This is a genomic window from Mesorhizobium sp., assembly GCF_024509055.1.
Lineage (GTDB): Bacteria > Pseudomonadota > Alphaproteobacteria > Rhizobiales > Rhizobiaceae > Mesorhizobium.
This window is the reverse complement of record NZ_JANINM010000407.1, coordinates 1-19,754: the sequence shown is the minus strand read 5'-3', so window position 1 is coordinate 19,754 and position 19,754 is coordinate 1. Positions and strand designations below refer to the sequence as shown.

Below are 19,754 nucleotides of genomic sequence, written 5' to 3'. Positions count from 1 at the left end.
GCATTGCATTAACCTTGTTTTGACGATTGCAACTGCAAAGTCCGGCCTGGCGAGGTGGTTTGCCTTGAGGTGAAGGGTCCGGACGAAATGCCAGCATCCCGATTGATCATTCTGGGCGTGGCGGTGGCCGCGGCGGGCGGCGCAGGCTACGTCGCGAAGAACATGGTCGTGGCGCCAGCGCCGCAGGTCATCCTCGATGCGCCGAAGGAACCGGCGATAGCGCTGCAAGATGTGCTTGTGCTCACTGGCGATGTCGCCATGGGCAGCCAGCTCGGCACCAACATCAGCTGGGAGCAGTGGCCGTCCAGCGGCGTCAACGCCAATTTCATCACCCGTGCCGCCGAGCCCGACGCGGTCCAGAAACTCAAGGGCTCGGTCGCGCGCATGGCAATGTATACCGGCGAGCCGTTGCGGCGTTCCAAATTGGTTGGCGAGGGGCAGAGCTTCATGTCGTCGATCCTGCCGTCCGGCATGCGCGCCGTCGCCACCGCCATATCGGCCGAGTCGTCGGCCGGCGGCTTCATCCTGCCCAACGATTTTGTCGACGTCATCATGACCAAACGCGCCGACGCCGCCGCCGGCGGCACCGGCTTCAACACCGAGACAATCCTCAAGAATATCCGTGTCCTGGCCATCGACCAGACCATCCAGGAAGACGAGGAAGGCAAGAAGACGAGGGTTGGCCAGACCGCGACGCTGGAGCTGACGCCGCAGCAGGCGGAAATCATCACGGTGGCGCAGCAGATGGCGGACCGCCTGACCCTGGCGCTGCGCCCGATAACAGACTCGAACGAGAAGAACCTGGGCGAGGCAGACTATCTGGTCAACGGCAACGGCCGACGCGGCACGGTGCGGTTGATCAAGTCGGGCGAAGTTTCCGAAGTGGGAGCAAGGAAATGAGGCTAAACGGGAAACTGCCCCTCCTGGCGGTAGCGGCGATCGGCCTGGTCCTGCTCGGTGCCAATGCTTCCGGTGTCGTCGCGGCCAGGGCGGCGACCAAGGCTGCGGGGGTGACGGCTTCGGTTGCCTCTCAGCGCGTCAAGCTCGGGCTCAACAAGTCTGTCGTTATTGACCTGCCGAGCGATGCATATGACATCCTCGTCGCCAATCCGGCGGTCGCCGACGCAGTAACGCGCACGGCGCGCCGCATTTACCTGTTCGGCAAGGCGGTCGGCGAGACCAATATCTTTGTCTTTGGCCCGAATGGCGAGCAGATCGCCAGCCTGGACCTGGCGGTCGAGCGCGACGTCGCCGGTTTGGAAGATTATCTCAAGCGCTTCCTTCCGTCGTCGCAGATCAAGGTTGAGCTGCTGAATGACAACGTGATCCTCACGGGCAACGTGGACACGCCTCTCGATGCCAAGCGCGCCGTGGACCTGGCGACGATCTTCGTGTCGGGTGGTGAAGCCACGACCGGTCAGTATTCGCAGACCGCTGCCGGCGGTTCGGCCAATGGCGGCGTCGACATCAACAACCCCGACCAGACGCGCCGCGTCTCCAAGATCGTCAACCTGCTGCAGATCATCGGCGACGACCAGGTCACGCTGAAGGTGACGGTCGCCGAAGTCAGCCGTTCGGTGATGAAACAGCTCGGCGTTAACATGCTCGCCAGCGGCGGCAGCAACGGTATTTCCTGGGGCGCACTCAGCGACCCTTACATGGGTCTTGGCAAACCGCTGTCGAACGCGGGGGTCGGTATCACTTCGTCAGGGCTGCAGTCCTATATCAACGCAATGGAGCAGTCGGGGGTTATGAAGACCCTGGCTGAGCCGACTTTGACCGCCGTGTCCGGGGAGAAGGCGACCTTCAAGGTCGGCGGCGAGTACAACATGGTCACCAACGTCTCGGCGAACGTGTCCCAAGACAACCAGACCGGCCTCAAGACATACACCGTCAACAAGATCGAGTACGGCATTGGCCTGGAATTCCAGCCGGTGGTTCTGTCGCCGGGTCGCATAAGCCTCAAAGTCAGAACCTCGGTCTCCGAGCCGACAACCGAAGGATCGACGTCGGCATCCACGGATAATCAGAGTATCGGCATGAACGCTTTGTCGCTTCGCAAGCGCCTGGCCGATACGACGGTGGAATTGCCCTCCGGTGGGTCGATGATGATCGCCGGTCTGGTGCGCGATGATGTCAGGCAGGCCGTCACCGGGCTGCCCGGCCTAACCAAGATTCCCGTGCTCGGCGCGCTCTTCCGCAGCCGCGACTTCGTGCGCAATGAGAGCGAGCTCGTCATCATCATCACGCCCTACCTGGCACGGCCGGTGGCTCGCAACGACCTGGCTAAGCCAGACGACAATTTCAGCCCACCGAGCGATGGCGCCGGCATGTTCCTTGGCCGCGTCAATCGTGTCTACGGCACCATGCAGACAGACAAGCCAGACGGCCGCTATCACGGCGTTGTCGGCTTCATCTACAAGTAAGCGGGGAAGCGGACATGCCCAAGTCAGCATCGAAGGCCATGACGATCGGGATGGCAACGCAGTCGGGTCGTGAGCGCATTCGCCGGTCCGCCACCCCGGTCCTGGCGATCGCCGCGCTGGCGGCGTCGCTGGCCGGCTGCGGCTATGTCGGCCGCGACAGCGTGACGGTCGGATCGATTCCGGACGACTACCGCACAAATCATCCGATCGTCATCGCCGAAAAGAACCAGAAGATCGACCTGCCGGTCGGCGCCGGCGATCGCGGCATGACCGGTGCGCAGCGCGACACGTTGCTCGGGTTCCTCGACGGCTATGACAAGAGTGCCGCTCCTTCGCTGACAATCGCGATCCCGAGAGGTTCGGCCAACGAGATGGCCGCGTTGGTGGCGGGTCGCGATTTCGCGCGGGTCGCCGCCGCCGCGGGTGTCAAGCGCGACCGCATCGTCATGACCTCCTATCAGTCGGTCGTGCCCGAGGCTTCGGCGCCGGTGCGGGTCGCCTTCGTGGCGGTGAAGGCTCAGACCGACAAATGCGGGCGTTGGCCGGAGGATCTGACGCAGACCTCGGAGAACAAGCACTACGCCGATTTCGGCTGCTCTTATCAAAACAACCTTGCGGCCCAGATCGCCAATCCCAATGACCTGCTCGGGCCGCGCAAGCAGTCCGAGATCGATGCCGAGAACCGCGGCAAGGTCATCGACCTTTACCGCGCGCGGGGTGTTTCGAACGAATTCCTCGGCAACTCGGAAGTGACCTACTAGGCGCGAAAGCGACGGAAAGAGCGTGACGATGAGCAATCTTGCCTACGAGACATCGGCGGATGTCGGCGATACCTCGCAACAGGACATCGCGGCGATGCAGGCGTTGCGTCCGGTGCCGCGCATCTCGATCCAGGCCTTTTGCGAAACGGACGGCGTCGCCAACCCGATCGAGCGTGCCGGCGAGGATCGCCGCATGGCCAAGGCTCATCTCAAGGTCCACATGGGCGGCATCGCCACCGCGATCGAATTCTACCAGTCGGCGCCCACCCCGAACCTCATCCTGCTGGAGTCCCGCAGTGAGCCCAAGCAGTTGCTGGAACAGCTCGGCCAACTCTCGGAATATTGCGATCCGTCCTCGAAGGTAGTCGTCATCGGTCATTACAACGATATCGGCCTCTACCGCGAGCTTATCCGTTCGGGCATCTCGGAATATGTCATCGCGCCGGTCTCGATGACCGATGTCGTCAGCGTCGTGTCGTCGATCTTCGTCGATCCGGAGGCCGATCCGATCGGCCGCTCGATTGCCTTCATCGGCGCCAAGGGCGGCGTCGGTTCCTCGACAATCGCCCACAACGTCGCCTGGGCGATGTCGTCGCTGTTCAAGTCCGAGGTCGTTGTTGCCGACCTCGATCTTGCCTTCGGCACAGCCAACATCAATTTCGACCAGGACCCCGCGCAAGGCATCGCGGAGGCGGTGTTCTCGCCCGAGCGCGTCGACGAGGTCTATCTCGATCGCCTGCTCGCGCAATGCGCCGAGCACCTGTCGCTACTCGCGGCACCCTCGACGCTCGAACGCGTCTATGATTTCGATCCGGACGCTTTCACGCAGGTTATCGAAACGGCGCAGCGTAGCGCCCCCTTGCTGGTGCTCGACATCCCCCACGTCTGGAGCGGCTGGACGAAGAGCACGCTGATCAAGGCCGACGAGATCGTCATCACGGCCACGCCCGAGCTCGCCAACCTGCGCAACACAAAGAACATGGTGGACATGCTGAAGCGGTTGCGTCCGAACGATCCGCCGCCGAAGCTGATCATCAATCAGGCAGGCGTGCCGAAGCGGCCGGAGATCGCGGCCTCGGATTTCTCTGAGCCGCTCGGCATCACACCCATGGCGGTGATCAATTTCGAACCGCTGCTGTTCGGCAATGCCGCCAACAATGGCCGCATGCTTGGCGAGATGGATGCCAAGAGCCCGGTAGTCGGCACCATCAACGAAATCGCGCATGTGCTGACCGGGCGCAGCGAAATCAAGGCAAAGAAGAAGGCCGGCCTGGGCTCTATCCTAGGCAAGCTCTCGCGCAACAAGAAGTGACGCTCGTCGAGCGGCATCGGGTAGTCGATCATGTTTGGTAGAAGAGGCATCGACGACGGCAACAGGGCAACGCCCGAGTTCCGTCCGCCAGCATCCGCTCCCCCGGCCGCCCCCGGGGCCACCGGAACGATAGCGGCAGAGCGGCCAGCCGCGCCGGCGCCTTCGACGATCGCCGCGCCGCCCGCCCGTCGCCCGGTCGAGGCGCCACCGATGGCGCCAGAGCCGCCGAGGAAGGCTCAGCGCGAACGCAGCGAGAGCTATTACGACACCAAGAGCCAGGTGTTCTCGGCGCTGATCGACACGATCGACCTGTCGCAGCTCGCCAAGCTCGACCCCGAGAGCGCGCGCGAGGAAATCCGCGATATCGTCAACGACATCATCGCGATCAAGAACTTCGCGATGTCGATCGCCGAGCAGGAGGAACTGCTTGAGGATATCTGCAACGACGTTCTGGGCTACGGGCCGCTGGAGCCGTTGCTCGCCCGTGACGACATCGCCGATATCATGGTCAACGGCTCCCGCAACGTCTACATCGAAGTCAACGGCAAGGTCGAACAGACCGGCATTCGCTTCCGCGACAACCAGCAGTTGCTCAACATCTGCCAGCGCATCGTCAGCCAGGTCGGTCGCCGTGTCGATGAATCCAGCCCGATCTGCGACGCCCGTCTTCCAGACGGTTCCCGCGTCAACGTCATCGCGCCGCCGCTCGCCATCGACGGCACCGCGCTCACCATCCGCAAATTCAAGAAGGACAAGCTGACGCTCGATCAGCTGGTCAAGTTCGGAGCCATCTCGCCGCAGGGAGCCGAGGTCCTCAAGATCATCGGCCGTGTTCGCTGCAACATCGTCATCTCGGGCGGCACGGGCTCCGGCAAAACGACGCTGCTCAACTGCCTGACCAACTACATCGATCGCGAGGAGCGGGTCATCACTTGCGAGGACTCGGCCGAACTGCAGCTGCAGCAGCCTCACGTGGTCCGCCTCGAAACCCGGCCGCCCAACCTCGAGGGCGAGGGAGAGGTGACGATGCGCGACCTGGTCAAGAACTGCCTGCGCATGCGGCCCGAACGCATCATCGTCGGCGAGGTGCGCGGACCGGAAGTGTTCGACCTTCTTCAGGCGATGAACACCGGTCACGACGGCTCGATGGGAACGATCCACTCCAACAGCCCGCGCGAGTGCCTGAACCGTATGGAATCGATGATCGCCATGGGCGGTTATTCGCTACCGCAGAGGACGGTGCGTGAAATCATTGTCGGCTCGGTCGACGTGATCATCCAGGCCGCCCGCCTGCGCGACGGTTCGCGCCGCATCACCCACATCACCGAGGTGATCGGCATGGAGGGCGACGTCATCATCACCCAGGATCTCGTACTCTATAATATCAAGGGCGAGGACGCCGGCGGCCGCCTGCTCGGCGAGCATGTCTCCACCGGTATCGGTCGCCCGCATTTCTGGGATCGCGCCCGCTACTATGGCGAGGAGCAGCGCCTCGCGAGCGCGCTCGAAGCCATGGAGAAACGCGCTGACTGATGCATCTGGAGGTGTAGGGGCCCCGGTCGATGTTCGGATTTGACACCACCGTCCTGGCTTTTGTCATACTCGCCGGCTTCAGCGCCGGCGCGATGGCCTATGCATTCCTGTTCAAGCGCATCGACAACGAACGGCAGGTCGGCAAGCGGCTGGAAACCATCAAGACGGCCGAGACCGACCGGTCGGTGGTCAAGGCTTCGCGTGACCGGGCCGCGGAGGCGGTCAAGCGGCGAAAAAACCTGCAGGATACGCTCAAGCAGCTAGACGAGAAGCAGAAGACCAGCGACCGCAATCTCAAGAAGCCGCCGCTGAAGGTCCAGATCCGGCAAGCCGGCATGCAGGTTTCGATCGAGCGCTTCTACATCTATTCCGTGGTCTGCGGCGCCATCCTTACAGGCCTTGCCTTTTTCGCCGGCGCTCCGCTGTTTGTCTTGCCGGGCGCCCTTCTTGCCGGCGCCTTAGGCCTGCCGCGCTGGTTCGTCTCGTTCCGCCGAGCGCGCCGCGTCAAGGCGTTCCTCGAGGAGTTCCCGAACGCCCTCGACATCATCGTGCGCGCGGTTAAGTCGGGCCTGCCGCTGAACGACGCAATCCGCCTGATCGCGAACGAATCTCCCGAGCCCGTGCGCTCCGAATTCCGCCGCGTCGTCGATTCCCAGCAGATGGGTCTTTCGATCCCCGACGCCACGATGCGCATGTCCGAGACCATGCCATGCACCGAGGCGGGTTTCTTCGGCATCGTCATCCAGATCCAGTCACAGGCCGGCGGCAATCTGTCGGAAGCGCTTGGCAATCTTTCGCGCGTGCTGCGCGATCGCAAGAAGATGAAGGCCAAGGTGCAGGCGCTGTCGATGGAGGCCAAGGCGTCCGCCGTCATCATCGGCGCCCTGCCGTTCGTCGTCGCCTTTCTCGTCTACCTGTCCAGTCCGAACTACATCATGCCGCTGTTCACCACCAGCGTCGGCAACCTGATCCTCGGCTGCTCAGGCGTCTGGATGTCGATCGGCATCGTGGTGATGCGCAAGATGATGAACTTCGACGTGTAGGGTGCGGATCCAATGACAGACCAGGTCGTCAAAACCCTTACCGATCCGTCCTTTCTGATCGCGCTGCTGGTAGGCATCGCGGTGTTCGCGACCGTCTTCACGCTGCTGCCCGCGCTCGGCGGCAACCAGCTCAAGTCGCGCATGAAAACCGTGGCGCTAGAGCGTGACGAGCTGCGCGCCAAGCAGCGCGTGCGCCTCGCCAACGAAGCCGATCGCCGCCGCAAGGGCCTGCGCGAGGAACAGTCGATCGGCATGCGCAACATCGTCGAGCGCCTGGATCTCAGACGCGCCCTTGCCGATGAGGGCACATTGCAGAAGCTGAAGGTCGCCGGTTTCCGCGGCCAGAATCCGCTGACGCGCTTCCTGTTCTTCCGCCTGGTGCTGCCCTTCGTCGGCTTTGCGCTCGCCGCTATCTATCTGTTCGTTCTCGGCGGTCTGCCGCAGCAGCCGCCCTTCATCAAGCTGTTCGTCTGTGTCCTCGTCGCCTATGGCGGCTTCTACGCGCCGATCCTCTACGTCAACAACCGCGCGACCAAGCGCAAGCAGTCGATCCAACTGGCCTGGCCGGACGCGCTCGACCTGATGCTGATCTGCGTCGAATCCGGCATGTCGGTGGAAGCTGCGCTTCGCAAGGTCGCCGACGAGATCGGCGTGCAGTCGGTGGCGCTCGCCGAGGAGTTCGTGCTCACCAATGCAGAGCTTTCCTACCTGCAGGACCGCAAGGTCGCCTATGAGAACCTGGCAAGCCGCACCGGCCTGGAATCGGTGAAGTCGGTTTCCCAGGCCCTGGTCCAGGCCGAGCGCTACGGCACGCCGGTGGCGCATGCCTTGCGCGTGTTGGCTTCCGAAAGCCGCGACATGCGCATGAACGCGGCCGAGAAGAAGGCCGCCGCGCTGCCGCCGAAGCTGACCGTGCCGATGATCCTCTTCTTCCTGCCGGTTCTGTTCGCCATCATTCTCGGGCCGGCCGGCATCCAGGTCAGCCAACGCGGCATCTTCGGCGACCACGGCAACAGCAGCAGCACCAGCACCAGCAAATAAGGCAAGGATTCGCATCAAAACGAAAGCCGCGCGATCTGCATCGCGCGGCTTTTCGGTATGCGATTGCCGGATTGCGGCGTCGCTGACGTCAGTTCGTCGCGGCCTTCGCCTTGTCCTGGTCCTTGAGCTGGCTCCAGGCGTTCTGCTGGGCCAGCATCTTGCGCAGATAGGCGACATTGGCCTGCGCCTGGTCCGGCGAAAGCTCCTGCGAGGCGATCTTCTCGGCTTCGTCGAACCGGCCCTGCAGGCCAACGACGAGCGCCAGGTTCTGCCGCACGCGGCTGTCGGCGTTAGGCTGCTGCGCCGCCGAGCGCATGTAGGTTTCGGCCGTGCGCAGGTCGCCCTCGAGCACATAGGACATGCCGAGATTGGAGAGGACCGACGGTTCGTTCGGCTTCAGCTCGAGCGCCTTTCGGTAATCCTGGCGCGCTTCGTCGCGTTGCCCCAACTGGTCAAGGATGGCGGCCTCGGCCGACACCAGCCTCCAATCGGGATATTCCGGCGTCTGCGCCCGCCGAACCGCATCGAGCGCAGGCTCGAGCTGCCCGTTGGCGGCGAGCGCCTTGCCATAGGCGGCCAGCACGTCGCGGTCCTTCGGGTAGACGATCGCCAGCTTGCGCATCACGGCGAGCGACTGGTCCGCGTCTCCGTCCATCTGCAGCGCGGCCGCGAAATTCATGGCGATCCGCTTGTCGCTCGGGTTCTTGGCGTAGCTCTCGCCGAGCTTTGTCGTGGCGGCGTGCAATTCGGTCGCCGACATTGTTTCCAGCGGCCTGCCGCTGGAGCGCGAAATGGAACCGGTCGTGAAGTTGCTCGTACTGCCGCAACCCGCCACGCCGGCGGCGAGAGCTGCAACAAATGCCATTGTGATCAGACGCTTGCCGGCGATGTTCAAGGCTTTGATCGACATCGGTACCCGGTCTCCACTCCTGCGCGGCCCGCTGGGCCGTCTTCCCTCCCGAAGAAATATTCTGTTAACCCTAACGGATGGTTAAATCCGGCATGGTTTTCGATCGCCTCGATTAACCGCTTGGACTGCAAATGCTGAATGTCGTGCTCATCGTTCCGGACGACCGTGAGAAGACCTGGCGGGATTTTCGTGAGATTGCCGACGCCGCCGGAAAGCTGGGGGTGAAGGTTCGCCTCGTTCGTCATCGGCGCATGGAGCAACTCGCTCTTCTGCCGTTATGGTTCCAGCCCACGATTTCCATGGCGCTGTCCGGGAGGACGGATCGCAAGCTTCTGCCCGGACGCTTCCTGTCGGGCCGTCGCATCAGCAAGATCGAGGAGTATCGGGCGTTGGCCGAAGCCGACGCGCCGGTGCCAAAATGGACTGAAATCAAACCCGATACGAAGCTCGATCCTGCCGAATGGGGCCCTTATGTGATCGAAAAGCCTTCAACCGGTTGGCTGGGCGCCCATGTCAGGGCGAGGAAGACGGCGCGCGTCAAATACGCTCATCCGTCGTCCTATCCCGAGGGTCATCTTGGCACCATGGGGCCGATGATCGTCCAGGAGTTCGTCTACACGGGCGAATGGCCAGTGAGCTACCGGGTCGTTTCTGTCTTCGGCGACGTAGTGCTTTGCTTCAGGCTGACGACCAGGCGCGGCATGCCGCTGCGAAGCCGTTGGGGGTTCGATGAAGGTGGCGTGGCGATCGTTTCCAACACCAAGGAAATGGAGGTCGTGCTCGACGCGGACCCCGAAATGATCGCGGTGGCCACGCGAACCCACAAGACCGCCTTTCCCGATGTTCCCATGCTCAATTTCGACCTGGGGCGGGATGTCGAAACCGGCAGGATATTCATTTTCGAATGCCACCCCTTCATGCCGCAATGGCCCTTTTCCAGCAATCTTGCGATGGGAGTCCAGGCGGCCAACGCTATTCGCTTCGAAAGCCAGTTCGACGCGATGCAAGGCATCGGCAGGGCGATCGCCCGCAAGGCCGCCGAAGTCCTGTAAGGGCTGGTTGCATCTGGCGCGCGATCGCGACTGCCGATAGGGCCAGCCCGGTTGCTGACAGGATTTACCGTTGGAATCTGCGGTCACTTCTGCCAGTGAATCCGGTCGACATCGACCTGAAAAGTGCCAGCCGGAGACTATCATGCCTGTTGAATTCATCACGCAGCAACCGGATACCGCCATGCCGGTCTACCTGGTCGCGAAAGACGGCGTGGACGCGATCAGCCTTCCGCCTCCCGCAGTCGCCTGGGCAAGAGCCAATGGCTTCTCCGGCGAGGCCGGTCGGACGTTGATTCTGCCGGGCGAGGGCGGCGCCGTGGCGGGCGCGCTGTTCGGCATTGGTGATGATGAAGGCGCGCTTGCCATTGGCGCGCTCGCAAGGACGCTGCCGGCCGGCGACTGGTACTTTGCATCGGCCCTGCCGGCGCCCGACCTTGCGGCGCTGGCGCTTGTGCTCGGCGGCTACGTCTTCACCCGCTATGGCAAGAAGCCGGGCAGGGTGCTGCGCTTCGCGCTGCCGGCTGGGACCGACGGAGCACAGGTCGGCCGCGTCGCCGATGGCGTTTTCCTGGCGCGCGATCTCGTCAACACGCCGACAAGCGACATGGGGCCTGGTGAACTGGAAGAGGCGGCGCGGACCCTTGCCTCCGCCCACGGCGCCGACATTTCCGTGATCCATGGCGACGATCTTCTGGCATGGAACTTCCCGATGATCCACGCCGTCGGCCGCGCCTCCACGAGCGCGCCGCGTCTGATCGACATGAAATGGGGGCCGGTCGATGCCCCGAAGGTGACTCTGGTCGGCAAGGGTGTCTGCTTCGACACCGGCGGCCTCGACATCAAGCCTTCCTCCGGCATGCTTCTGATGAAGAAGGACATGGGTGGCAGCGCCAACGTACTCGGCCTCGCCTCCATGATCATGGCGGCCAAGCGCAATGTCCGATTGCGGTTGCTGATCCCCGCGGTCGAGAATTCGATCGCCGGCAACGCCTTCCGTCCGGGCGACGTGTTGAGGAGCCGCAAGGGCATCACGGTCGAGATCGGCAACACCGATGCCGAGGGCCGGCTGGTCCTCGCGGATGCGCTTGCGCTCGCCGATGAGGAGCAGCCCGATCTGCTGGTCGACATGGCGACGCTGACCGGGGCCGCGCGCGTCGCGCTCGGTCCCGACCTGCCGCCTTTCTACACCAACGACGAGGCGTTGGCGGCCGACATTGCCACGGCCGCGCTTGCCGTCGAGGATCCGCTATGGCGCATGCCGCTGTGGCGGCCCTATGACGCGAAGCTCTCGTCGAAGGTCGCGGATATCAACAATGTCACCACTGACGGTTTTGCCGGATCGGTCACTGCAGCCCTGTTTCTAAAACGCTTCGTCGAGAAGACGCCCGGCTGGGCGCATTTCGACATCTTCGCCTGGAATCCCGCCGATCGCCCATACGGCCTGACCGGCGGCGAAGCGCAGGGCATTCGCGCCCTGGAGCAGGTCATCGCGAAGCGCTTTGCATGAGTTCAAGGAACAAGCTGGCGAAATGCCGGTACTGAAACGGAACCGAAACATTTTGCCGGCATGTTGGGCGTAATGTCGATCTCGATGCGCCCGAGCCAGGCCTTGCGACTGTGGCAGCAGGTGATGCTGTCGCAGGTGCGCGAAGGCGCGCCGGATCTGACCATGCGCCAGACGGCGATCCTGTTCACCATCTACCTCGATCCGCCGCCGCACACGGTGCGCGGGCTGGCGGCAAAGCTCAACGTCACCAAGCCGGTCATCACCCGCGCGCTCGACACGATGGGTGCGCTGAAGCTCGTCTCGCGCCATCGTGACGAACTCGACAAGCGCAACGTGCTGATCCGGCGCACGGTGGAAGGCGCGCTCTTTGTCGAGCGCTTCGGCGATGGTATCGTTGCCAGGGCGCACGAACTGCCCATCTGACCGCTGACCCATTTGACTGGATTGCCGATTTGACCGCCAGGGATGCCCGCCTCCACGCCTTCCGTTCCGACCTTGCCGACGCCAGGCTGAAAGGTGAGGTCGCTGCCGATCACTTCGTCAGTGGCCGCCCGGCACGGATCGCCGCTTCCGTTGCAGACCTGCGCAAGGCACCGCGCCCGGATGCCGGTGTCAACACGCAGGTGCTGTTAGGCGACGACGTGCTGGTTTTCGAGGATGCGGAAGGCTGGGCCTGGGTGCAGGCCGAGCGCGACGGTTATGTCGGCTATGTCGTCGACAATGTGCTCGGCTCGCGTGATCATGCGCCGACCCACATCGTCTCGGTGCCGCGCACCTTCCTCTATCCCGGCCCTGACCTGCGCTTTCCTATCGGCGGGCAATTGTCGATGGGCTCGACGGTGACCGTTACCGGCTCCGCCGAGACTCGCGGCACGCAATATGCGCTTTTGCCTTCGGGCCAAACTGTGATCGCACGCCATCTACGGCCGATCGCGGACGTTGCCGCGGACTACGTGACGGTCGCCGAAAGCTTCCTCGGCACGCCCTATCTCTGGGGCGGTGTTTCGGGTTTCGGCATCGACTGCTCCGGCCTTGTTCAATTGTCCATGCGCATGACCGGCAAGGATGTGCTGCGCGATTCCGACATGCAGGCGGCATCGATCGGCACACCATTCGAGCCAGGTCCGGATTTTTCCGGCCTCCAGCGGGGCGACCTTGTCTTCTGGAAGGGCCACGTCGCCATCATGACGGACGCCCGTGACATGATGCACGCCAACGGCCACACCATGCTGGTCTCGCGCGAGGGGCTGAAGGAAGCGGTCGACCGTATCGGCTATCTCTACGGCGGCCCCACTGGGTTCCGGCGGCCCTAGACTCGGACTACGATCCCCTTTTGTTCCGATTTTTCTTGGCGATCGTCCGTCGCCGCGCTACCTGTTACACGTGACAGAGCAGCCGCGCCTTGCCGAACAGAATGCCGTCGTCCTGCTGCCCGAGCCATTCGTCAGATGGTTCGGCGACAAAGGCTGGTCGCCGCGCGTCCACCAGTTGGAACTGCTGGCGAAGGCACAAGCCGGGCAATCCGTGCTGCTGATCGCGCCGACCGGTGCCGGCAAGACGCTGGCCGGCTTCCTGCCGTCGCTGACCGAACTCGCGGGGCGGCCAAGGCGAAAGCCCGGCCAGGCCCATCGCGGCATCCACACGCTCTACATCTCGCCGCTCAAGGCGCTCGCCGTCGACATCGAGCGCAATCTCGGCAAGCCGGTCGAGGAGATCGGGCTGCCTGTCACCGTCGAGACGCGCACCGGCGACACGCCCTCGCATAAGCGCCAGCGACAGAAATTGGCGCCGCCCGACATCCTGTTGACCACGCCCGAGCAGCTCGCCCTGCTGATCGCAGGGAACGACGCCAGGCGCTTCTTCGAGGATCTGCGCTATGTGGTGCTTGATGAGCTGCATTCGCTGGTGACCTCGAAGCGCGGGCATCTGCTGGCGCTGGGGCTGGCGCGGCTGCGCGCCTTTGTCCCTGATCTGCAGACCATAGGTCTATCGGCCACCGTGGCCGAGCCGGACGAATTACGGCGCTGGCTGGTCGCGCAAAATCCGCCTGGCGAAATGGCCGGGCTGATTACGGTTGCCGGCGGCGCCAAGCCCGATATCTCGATCCTCGACTCGCGCGAGCGTGTGCCCTGGTCGGGGCACTCGGCCCGCTACGCGATCCCCGAGATCTACGAAGCGATCAAGCAGCACCAAACGACCCTTCTCTTCGTCAATACGCGCAGCCAGGCCGAGCTTTTGTTCCAGGAGCTGTGGCGCGCGAACGAGGATTCGCTCCCCATTGCGCTGCATCACGGCTCGCTCGATGTCGGCCAGCGCCGCCGTGTCGAGAAGGCGATGGCCGACAACGAGCTGCGCGCCATCGTCGCCACCTCGACGCTCGACCTCGGCATCGACTGGGGCGATGTCGATCTGGTCGTCCATGTCGGCGCGCCTAAGGGCGCCAGCCGCCTTGCGCAGCGCATCGGCCGCGCCAACCACCGCATGGACGAGCCGTCGAAGGCGATCCTGATCCCGGCCAACCGCTTCGAGGTTCTGGAATGTCGCGCCGCGCTCGACGCCAACTATCTTGGCGCGCAAGACACGCCGCCGCTGATCAAGGGCGCGCTCGACGTGCTCTCGCAGCACGTGCTTGGCGTGGCGTGCGGCGGGCCGTTCGACGCGGACCTTCTGTTCGAGGAGGTGCGCGGCGCGGCCCCTTATGCCGCCCTGGATCGCCAGACCTTCGATCGCGTCATCGACTTCGTAGCCACCGGCGGCTACGCGCTGAAGAATTACGAGCGCTATGCCCGCATCCGCCAGAACAAGGATGGGCTCTGGCGCGTCTCGCACCCGAGCGTCGCACAGCAATACCGGCTGAATGTCGGCACAATCGTCGAAATGCCGGAGCTCAATGTCCGCTACGTGCGGCAGGGGCGCGGCATGGCGGGTCGCGGTGGCCCGGTGCTTGGCAAGATCGAGGAATATTTCGCCGAGACGCTGCGTCCCGGCGACAACTTCCTCTTTTCCGGCAAGGTGCTGCGCTTCGAGGGCATTCGCGAGAACGAATGCGTCGTCTCCAACGGCGCCGGCGCCAACATCATCGTGCCGTCCTATGCCGGCGGCAAGTTCCCGTTGACGACTTACCTTGCGGAGCAGGTCCGCGGCATGCTGGCCGACAGCGACCGGTGGAAGCTCCTGCCCGAACAGGTGGCCGACTGGCTTCGCATCCAGGAAGAGAAGTCTGTTCTGCCGAAACGCGGCGACCTTCTGGTCGAAACCTTTCCGCGTGGCAACCGCCACTACATGGTGGCCTATCCCTTTGAGGGGCGGCTGGCGCATCAGACGCTCGGCATGCTGCTGACACGCCGGCTAGAGCGCGCCAATGCCAGGCCGCTCGGCTTCGTCGCCACCGATTACTCGCTGGCCGTCTGGGCGCTGGACGACATGGCGGCTTTGTTCAAGGCGAGGAAGCCGTCGCTCGGCCAGCTCTTCGACCAGGATATGCTGGGCGACGATCTGGAAGACTGGCTGAACGAGAGCTGGATGCTGAAGCGCACCTTCCGCACCTGCGCCGTCATCGCCGGCCTGATCGAGAAGCGTTATCCAGGCCAGGAAAAGAGCGGGCGGCAGGTCACCGTCTCGGCCGATCTCATCTACGACGTGCTGCGCAGCCATGAACCTGACCACATCCTGCTGCAGGCGACGCGCACCGATGCCTCCGCCGGATTGCTCGATGTCAGCAGGCTTGGCGAGATGCTCTCGCGTGTGCGCGGTCGAATCGTGCATAAGCATCTCGACCAGATCTCGCCGCTGGCGGTGCCGGTGATGCTGGAGATCGGCAAGGAATCGGTCAATGGCGGCGCCAACGACACGCTTTTGATGGAGGCCGCGGACCTGGTCGAAGAGGCGATGGGTCGAGGCCAGTAGCAAGGAAACCGAGCGGGGATGAATTTTTCGCTGTCGCGCGCAACGCTGATCGCCGAGGCAGATCTTGTCGGCATCGCCGGCGAGCGCGCGATCTGCGACCGCCGTGGCGTGCTCTATTTCCCTGACCTTCACTTGCTCGCGGTCTCGGACCTGCATCTCGAAAAAGGCTCGTCTTTCGCCAGGCGCGGCGCGTTGATCCCGCCCTACGACACCGGGGCAACTCTGTTGCGTCTGCAAACCGTGATCGCCGACTACCAGCCGCGGATCGTTGTCAGCCTCGGCGATTCCTTCCACGATGGCGGCGGCGCCGGGCGTATGCATCAAAGCTTCCGCGAAAGGCTGGAAGCGATGATGGCCGGTCGCGACTGGTTCTGGGTCGCCGGGAACCACGATCCCGAGGCGCCCGCCGATCTGCCCGGCGAGACGGTGCAGGAACTGGCCATAGGCTCACTGCTCTTCCGCCACGAGCCGTCGAAGCTGCGGGTCGAAGGCGAGATATCGGGCCACCTTCACCCTTGTGCCCGCATCGTCCAGCGCGGCCGTTCGGTCCGGCGGCGCTGCTTCGCCGGCGATGGCGGCCGCATGATCATGCCCGCCTTCGGCGCCTATACAGGCTCGCTCAACGTGCTCGACCGCGCCTATGCCGGCCTGTTCCGGCTTGAGACGCTTGTCGCCTATATGCTGGGCGCCGAGCGCATCTTCGCCATCTCCGGCTCGATGCTGCGGCCGGGCTAACGCGTGTCGCCCAAAAATGCGCAGCGGTTTTGGGATTACGACATGCGCAAGGAGTACTACTCCCGGCCGTAATAGAGCGTGACGGTGTGCTTCGCCTCGGCGAAGAACAGCCAGCGCTCGACCAGCATGCCGGTAAGCTGCGCGACGGCTGCGAATACGGACACAATGGCGCCAAAGGGCCATGGCAGGAAGAACACGATCGCCAGCAGGACAATGGGCACGGCAAAGGCCAGGGCCTGCGTGATCCGCCGCAGCTTCGCGCTGTGCTTGCGCGCGATGCGGAACCCCATTTCCTTCAGCAGGTAGTTCTCTTCCGTATGCGGCCATTCGATCGACCGCACGGTGCCGCCGGCAAGGCCGGTCGCGGTGTTGGCGGTGGTCGGGATTGCCAGCCGGTCGTTGTAGCGCCAGGTGGCGAGCTTCCAGCCCCAGCCGGCAAGCGTGGCAAGCAGCGCGCCGGCAAGCACCGCCGTCATTCCAACGCCGAAGCCTTGGAGCAAGGCGTTGAGCAGCACGCCGCCCGTCATGGCCGAGAAGATGAGATAGGCCGGCAAAGTAAAGCGGCTGTGCCACTGCGCGATCGGCTTCAGCGAGGCATAGATCATCCCCGTCGTGCAGACCGTCGCCACCGCGCCGATTGCCGCGAGCAGCCCGGCAACGCCCACCCAGCCGCCGGTGCGGCCGAGAAACACCCAGCCGATGCCGAAGAGCGCGGCCGGCACGAAGGTCGCGACCGAGGCCACGCCCTCGCGCGACAGCCAGGAACTGCGCCATTGCGAGAAAGCGCGCCAGGCGCGCTCGGGGCGGCCGAGATGACCGGTCGAGGAGAGCAGGCCGGCGGCGACCAGGCCGAGCGCCAGCACCATGCCGATCAGCCCAAGCCAGAGGTCCGGGCGGATGAGTCCAAACCCGCCAAGCACGCCGAGCAGCGCCAGCAGGCCGTAGCCGGCGCCGGTCGCGGTGGTGAAGAAGACAACGGAAAAAGCGGGATGCATGGATGTCAGTTCGAAAGCATGCGGTCGATCCAGCCGAGGAACCCGCCTTCGGCCCGGATCGGCTCCAGCGCAGGCGCGTCGACCTTGGCGGCGCATTCGGTGCGCGCGCGCGGCGGCAGGTATTTGTTGGTCGGCTTGTAGCCAAGCTCCGGCATCAGGTCGACGCCGCCGCGCTCCGCCACGAGCTGCGAGATCGCCGAGGCCGGATCCCCGAGATCGCCGAAATGCCGGGCGCTGGTCGGGCAGGCGGCCACGCAGGCCGGCACGCGGTCTTCGGCCGCCAGATTGTCGTTATAGATGCGGTCGACGCAAAGCGTGCATTTCTTCATCACGCCCACATCGGTGTCGAACTCGCGCGCGCCGTAAGGGCAGGCCCAGCTGCACAGCTTGCAGCCAATGCACTTGCTCTCGTCGACCAGGACGATGCCGTCCGAGGCGCGTTTGTAGGAGGCGCCGGTCGGGCAGACTGTGACGCAGGCCGGCGTCTCGCAATGCAGGCAGGAGCGCGGGAAGTTCACCGTGCGGCCGCCCATCTCCGTCGTATGTTCGTAGCTGTGAACGCGGTTGAACCAGACGCCGTCGACATGGCCGCCATAAGGGTCGATGTCGGTCAGCGGCGCCATATGGCCGCCGGTGTTCCATTCCTTGCAGGCGGTGACGCAGGCCTGGCAGCCGACGCAGGTGTCGAGGTCGATGACCAGGCCGAGCTTCTTCTCGGTTTGGGCGGGAAGGCAGGTCATTCGGCGGCTTCCCTCTTGATGCGGAATTCGGCGCCGAAGCGCAGCACTTCGGGCGAAGGCTGGAAATGCGGCGGCTGGTGGAAGCGCTCGAATTGCGGTTCGGTGAAGCCGGCTTCTTCCGGCGCGCATTTCACGATGCGCACCCTGAGGTCGAACCAAGCCGCCTGGCCGGTGACCGGGTCGGAATTGGAGTAGCGCCTGCCATTGGCACCAGTCGCCGTCTGGTCGCCGATGATGTGGTTGAGCAGGAAGCCGCGATTGCTTTCCGCGGCGTCGTCCTTTAGCCCCCAACTGCCGCGCCGCTTGCCGATTGCGTTCCAGGTCCAAACCGTGTCGGGATTCACGCCGTCGACCAGCTTGATCTGACCCTTCACGCGGCCGTTGATGCTTTCGATCCACACCCAGTCGTCGTCGGCAAGGCCTAGCTTGGTGGCCGTTTCGCGATGGACAAAGAGCCGGTTCTGGCTGGTGATCTGCCTCAGCCACGCATTCTGCGAGCCCCAGGAATGGTACATGTGCATCGGCCGCTGGGTCAGCGCATGCAGCGGGTACTTCTCAAGGTCGACAGTCTCTTCCTCAAGCGGCGCGTACCAGAAGGGCAGAGGGTCCATATAGGCTTCGATGCGGCCGCGCTCGGCGTCCGGCGGCTGCGCCTTTCCATGTCCGCGCGCAGCGAGCCGGAAGCGCTGTATCGGCTCGGAATAGAGCTGGAAGACGATCGGATCCGCCTTCGGAACGAAGCCCATCTGCACCGCGAAGTCGAGATAGGCGCGGTTCGCCATCTTGTAGTAGCGCTGGTCGTCGGCGAACGTGTGGTGCCAGAAGCCGCCATTGTCGACATAGCGTTGCAGCTGGTCCGGGTTGACGTCGCCCTTGCCGATCGCGCCGCCATTGCCACCGCGCCAGCCGGCGAGCGGGCCGATCCCTGGCGTGCGCTCGTGGTTGACGATGTAATCGGCATAGTCGCGGTATTTCGCCGAGCCGTCCTCATTGACGAAGCCGGGCAGGCCGAGACGCGCGCCGAGTTCGATCAGCACCGACTGGAACGGCCGCACGTCGCGATCCGGCTGCACCACCGGATGGCGGATGGCGTCGCCCGGTCCGTCCGCGTGGCTGATCGGTCGGTCGAGCAGGCTGATGCAGTCGTGCCGCTCGAGATAGGTGGTGTCGGGCAGCACAAGGTCGGCGAACGGTACCGTTTCGGAATAATAGGCGTCGGAGTAGATGATGAAGGGGATCTTGTAGGCGCCCGCCTCGTCCTCGTCGGTGAGCATGCGAAGCGTCTCGACCGTGTTCATCGAGGAATTCCACGCCATGTTCGACATGTACATCATCAGCGTGTCGATCGGATAAGGATCGCCGGCCCAGGCGTTGCGGATGACGCTGTGCATCAATCCGTGCGCGGCCAACGGCGCTTCCCAGGAATAGGCTTTGTCGATGCGCAGTGGCGTGCCGGCCTCGTCGACCAGCAGGTCGTCGGGGCCGCAGACGAACCCGAGCGGCATGCCGTCCAGCGGCGTCATTGGCTGAACATTCTTGCCGGCGGGCTTTGGTCCGGGCGGCGCCTGGCGCGGGTAGGGCGGCTTGAAGCGGAAACCACCGGGCACGTCCACTGTGCCCAGCAGCACCTGCAGGAGATGGATGGCGCGGCAGGTGTGGAAGCCGTTGGAATGGGCCGAGATGCCGCGCATCGCGTGCATCGACACCGGCCGTCCCTTGATCGTCTCGTGCCGACGGCCGGCCCAGTCGGTCCAGGCGACCGGCAGTTCGATCGTCTGCTCGAAGGCGACATG

Annotated in this window: 17 protein-coding genes; 13 read left to right on the top strand and 4 right to left on the bottom strand. The window is 64.1% G+C overall.

Features of this window, described 5'->3' with window-relative positions; all coding sequences use genetic code 11:
* Positions 1 to 87: 87 nt before the first annotated feature.
* Genes cpaB through Q0L57_RS21585 form a run of 7 tightly spaced genes read left to right on the top strand, consistent with a single transcriptional unit; the run spans position 88 to position 8,116 of the window.
* Complete coding sequence (cpaB, locus tag Q0L57_RS21615; protein ID WP_296745075.1) at positions 88 to 900, top strand: Flp pilus assembly protein CpaB; 813 nt, start codon at positions 88 to 90, stop codon at positions 898 to 900.
* The gene (locus tag Q0L57_RS21610; RefSeq protein WP_296745074.1) at positions 897 to 2,426 is read left to right on the top strand and encodes a type II and III secretion system protein family protein; all 1,530 of its coding nucleotides are present in this window, start codon (positions 897 to 899) and stop codon (positions 2,424 to 2,426) included. The genes cpaB and Q0L57_RS21610 overlap by 4 nt, the downstream gene beginning before the upstream one ends.
* A 14-nt stretch (positions 2,427 to 2,440) precedes the next feature.
* Entirely contained in the window at positions 2,441 to 3,187 is a 747-nt protein-coding gene (locus Q0L57_RS21605; protein WP_296745073.1) for a CpaD family pilus assembly protein, read from the top strand.
* A gap of 28 nt (positions 3,188 to 3,215) precedes the next feature.
* On the top strand, positions 3,216 to 4,499 hold the full coding sequence (locus Q0L57_RS21600; RefSeq protein WP_296745072.1) for a CpaE family protein: 1,284 nt from the start codon (positions 3,216 to 3,218) through the stop codon (positions 4,497 to 4,499).
* 30 nt (positions 4,500 to 4,529) lie between these two features.
* Entirely contained in the window at positions 4,530 to 6,032 is a 1,503-nt protein-coding gene (locus Q0L57_RS21595; RefSeq protein ID WP_296745071.1) for a CpaF family protein, read from the top strand.
* A gap of 29 nt (positions 6,033 to 6,061) precedes the next feature.
* Positions 6,062 to 7,075, top strand: a complete 1,014-nt coding sequence (locus Q0L57_RS21590; RefSeq protein WP_296745070.1) for a type II secretion system F family protein — start codon at positions 6,062 to 6,064, stop codon at positions 7,073 to 7,075.
* Between the two features lie 12 nt (positions 7,076 to 7,087).
* On the top strand, positions 7,088 to 8,116 hold the full coding sequence (locus Q0L57_RS21585) for a type II secretion system F family protein (RefSeq protein WP_296745069.1): 1,029 nt from the start codon (positions 7,088 to 7,090) through the stop codon (positions 8,114 to 8,116).
* Positions 8,117 to 8,204: 88 nt separating this feature from the next.
* Here Q0L57_RS21585 and Q0L57_RS21580 read toward each other — a convergent pair whose 3' ends face one another.
* Positions 8,205 to 9,026, bottom strand: coding sequence for a tetratricopeptide repeat protein (locus Q0L57_RS21580; RefSeq protein ID WP_296745068.1), 822 nt, complete (start codon positions 9,024 to 9,026; stop codon positions 8,205 to 8,207).
* Between the two features lie 131 nt (positions 9,027 to 9,157).
* Between Q0L57_RS21580 and Q0L57_RS21575 the strand changes: the two genes are divergently transcribed.
* From Q0L57_RS21575 to pdeM, 6 genes are all read left to right on the top strand, one after another.
* Entirely contained in the window at positions 9,158 to 10,078 is a 921-nt protein-coding gene (locus tag Q0L57_RS21575; protein WP_296745067.1) for a hypothetical protein, read from the top strand.
* A gap of 142 nt (positions 10,079 to 10,220) precedes the next feature.
* A complete protein-coding gene (locus tag Q0L57_RS21570; RefSeq protein ID WP_296745066.1) occupies positions 10,221 to 11,585 on the top strand; it encodes a M17 family metallopeptidase in 1,365 nt (454 codons plus the stop codon).
* A 72-nt stretch (positions 11,586 to 11,657) separates the two neighbouring features.
* Entirely contained in the window at positions 11,658 to 12,008 is a 351-nt protein-coding gene (locus tag Q0L57_RS21565) for a MarR family winged helix-turn-helix transcriptional regulator (RefSeq protein ID WP_296745076.1), read from the top strand.
* A gap of 29 nt (positions 12,009 to 12,037) precedes the next feature.
* Positions 12,038 to 12,898: an NlpC/P60 family protein gene (locus Q0L57_RS21560; RefSeq protein WP_296745065.1), complete on the top strand. Its 861-nt coding sequence runs from the start codon at positions 12,038 to 12,040 to the stop codon at positions 12,896 to 12,898.
* 70 nt (positions 12,899 to 12,968) lie between these two features.
* Positions 12,969 to 15,491 carry a ligase-associated DNA damage response DEXH box helicase gene (locus Q0L57_RS21555; RefSeq protein WP_296745064.1) on the top strand — a complete coding sequence of 841 codons (2,523 nt, stop codon included), beginning with the start codon at positions 12,969 to 12,971 and terminating at the stop codon, positions 15,489 to 15,491.
* An 18-nt stretch (positions 15,492 to 15,509) separates the two neighbouring features.
* Entirely contained in the window at positions 15,510 to 16,226 is a 717-nt protein-coding gene (gene pdeM / locus Q0L57_RS21550) for a ligase-associated DNA damage response endonuclease PdeM (protein WP_296745063.1), read from the top strand.
* 56 nt (positions 16,227 to 16,282) lie between these two features.
* On the opposite strand, the gene Q0L57_RS21545 is transcribed toward pdeM, so the two are convergent.
* The 3 genes from Q0L57_RS21545 to Q0L57_RS21535 all read right to left on the bottom strand — a co-directional run.
* Positions 16,283 to 17,221: a DmsC/YnfH family molybdoenzyme membrane anchor subunit gene (locus tag Q0L57_RS21545; protein WP_296745062.1), complete on the bottom strand. Its 939-nt coding sequence runs from the start codon at positions 17,219 to 17,221 to the stop codon at positions 16,283 to 16,285.
* 5 nt (positions 17,222 to 17,226) lie between these two features.
* On the bottom strand, positions 17,227 to 17,961 hold the full coding sequence (locus Q0L57_RS21540) for a 4Fe-4S dicluster domain-containing protein (RefSeq protein WP_296745061.1): 735 nt from the start codon (positions 17,959 to 17,961) through the stop codon (positions 17,227 to 17,229).
* The coding region (locus Q0L57_RS21535) for a molybdopterin oxidoreductase family protein (protein ID WP_296745060.1) at positions 17,958 to 19,754 on the bottom strand (1,797 nt) is incomplete at its 5' end. The genes Q0L57_RS21535 and Q0L57_RS21540, both read right to left, overlap by 4 nt.

Coding starts and splice junctions, on each gene's coding strand:
- Q0L57_RS21575 (WP_296745067.1), top strand. CDS start 9,158: ATGCTGAATGTCGTGCTCATCGTTCCGGACGACCGTGAGAAGACCTGG.
- Q0L57_RS21590 (WP_296745070.1), top strand. CDS start 6,062: ATGTTCGGATTTGACACCACCGTCCTGGCTTTTGTCATACTCGCCGGC.
- Q0L57_RS21565 (WP_296745076.1), top strand. CDS start 11,658: ATGTCGATCTCGATGCGCCCGAGCCAGGCCTTGCGACTGTGGCAGCAG.
- Q0L57_RS21600 (WP_296745072.1), top strand. CDS start 3,216: ATGAGCAATCTTGCCTACGAGACATCGGCGGATGTCGGCGATACCTCG.
- Q0L57_RS21545 (WP_296745062.1), bottom strand. CDS start 17,221: ATGCATCCCGCTTTTTCCGTTGTCTTCTTCACCACCGCGACCGGCGCC.
- Q0L57_RS21570 (WP_296745066.1), top strand. CDS start 10,221: ATGCCTGTTGAATTCATCACGCAGCAACCGGATACCGCCATGCCGGTC.
- cpaB (WP_296745075.1), top strand. CDS start 88: ATGCCAGCATCCCGATTGATCATTCTGGGCGTGGCGGTGGCCGCGGCG.
- Q0L57_RS21595 (WP_296745071.1), top strand. CDS start 4,530: ATGTTTGGTAGAAGAGGCATCGACGACGGCAACAGGGCAACGCCCGAG.
- pdeM (WP_296745063.1), top strand. CDS start 15,510: ATGAATTTTTCGCTGTCGCGCGCAACGCTGATCGCCGAGGCAGATCTT.
- Q0L57_RS21610 (WP_296745074.1), top strand. CDS start 897: ATGAGGCTAAACGGGAAACTGCCCCTCCTGGCGGTAGCGGCGATCGGC.
- Q0L57_RS21580 (WP_296745068.1), bottom strand. CDS start 9,026: ATGTCGATCAAAGCCTTGAACATCGCCGGCAAGCGTCTGATCACAATG.
- Q0L57_RS21540 (WP_296745061.1), bottom strand. CDS start 17,961: ATGACCTGCCTTCCCGCCCAAACCGAGAAGAAGCTCGGCCTGGTCATC.
- Q0L57_RS21605 (WP_296745073.1), top strand. CDS start 2,441: ATGCCCAAGTCAGCATCGAAGGCCATGACGATCGGGATGGCAACGCAG.
- Q0L57_RS21585 (WP_296745069.1), top strand. CDS start 7,088: ATGACAGACCAGGTCGTCAAAACCCTTACCGATCCGTCCTTTCTGATC.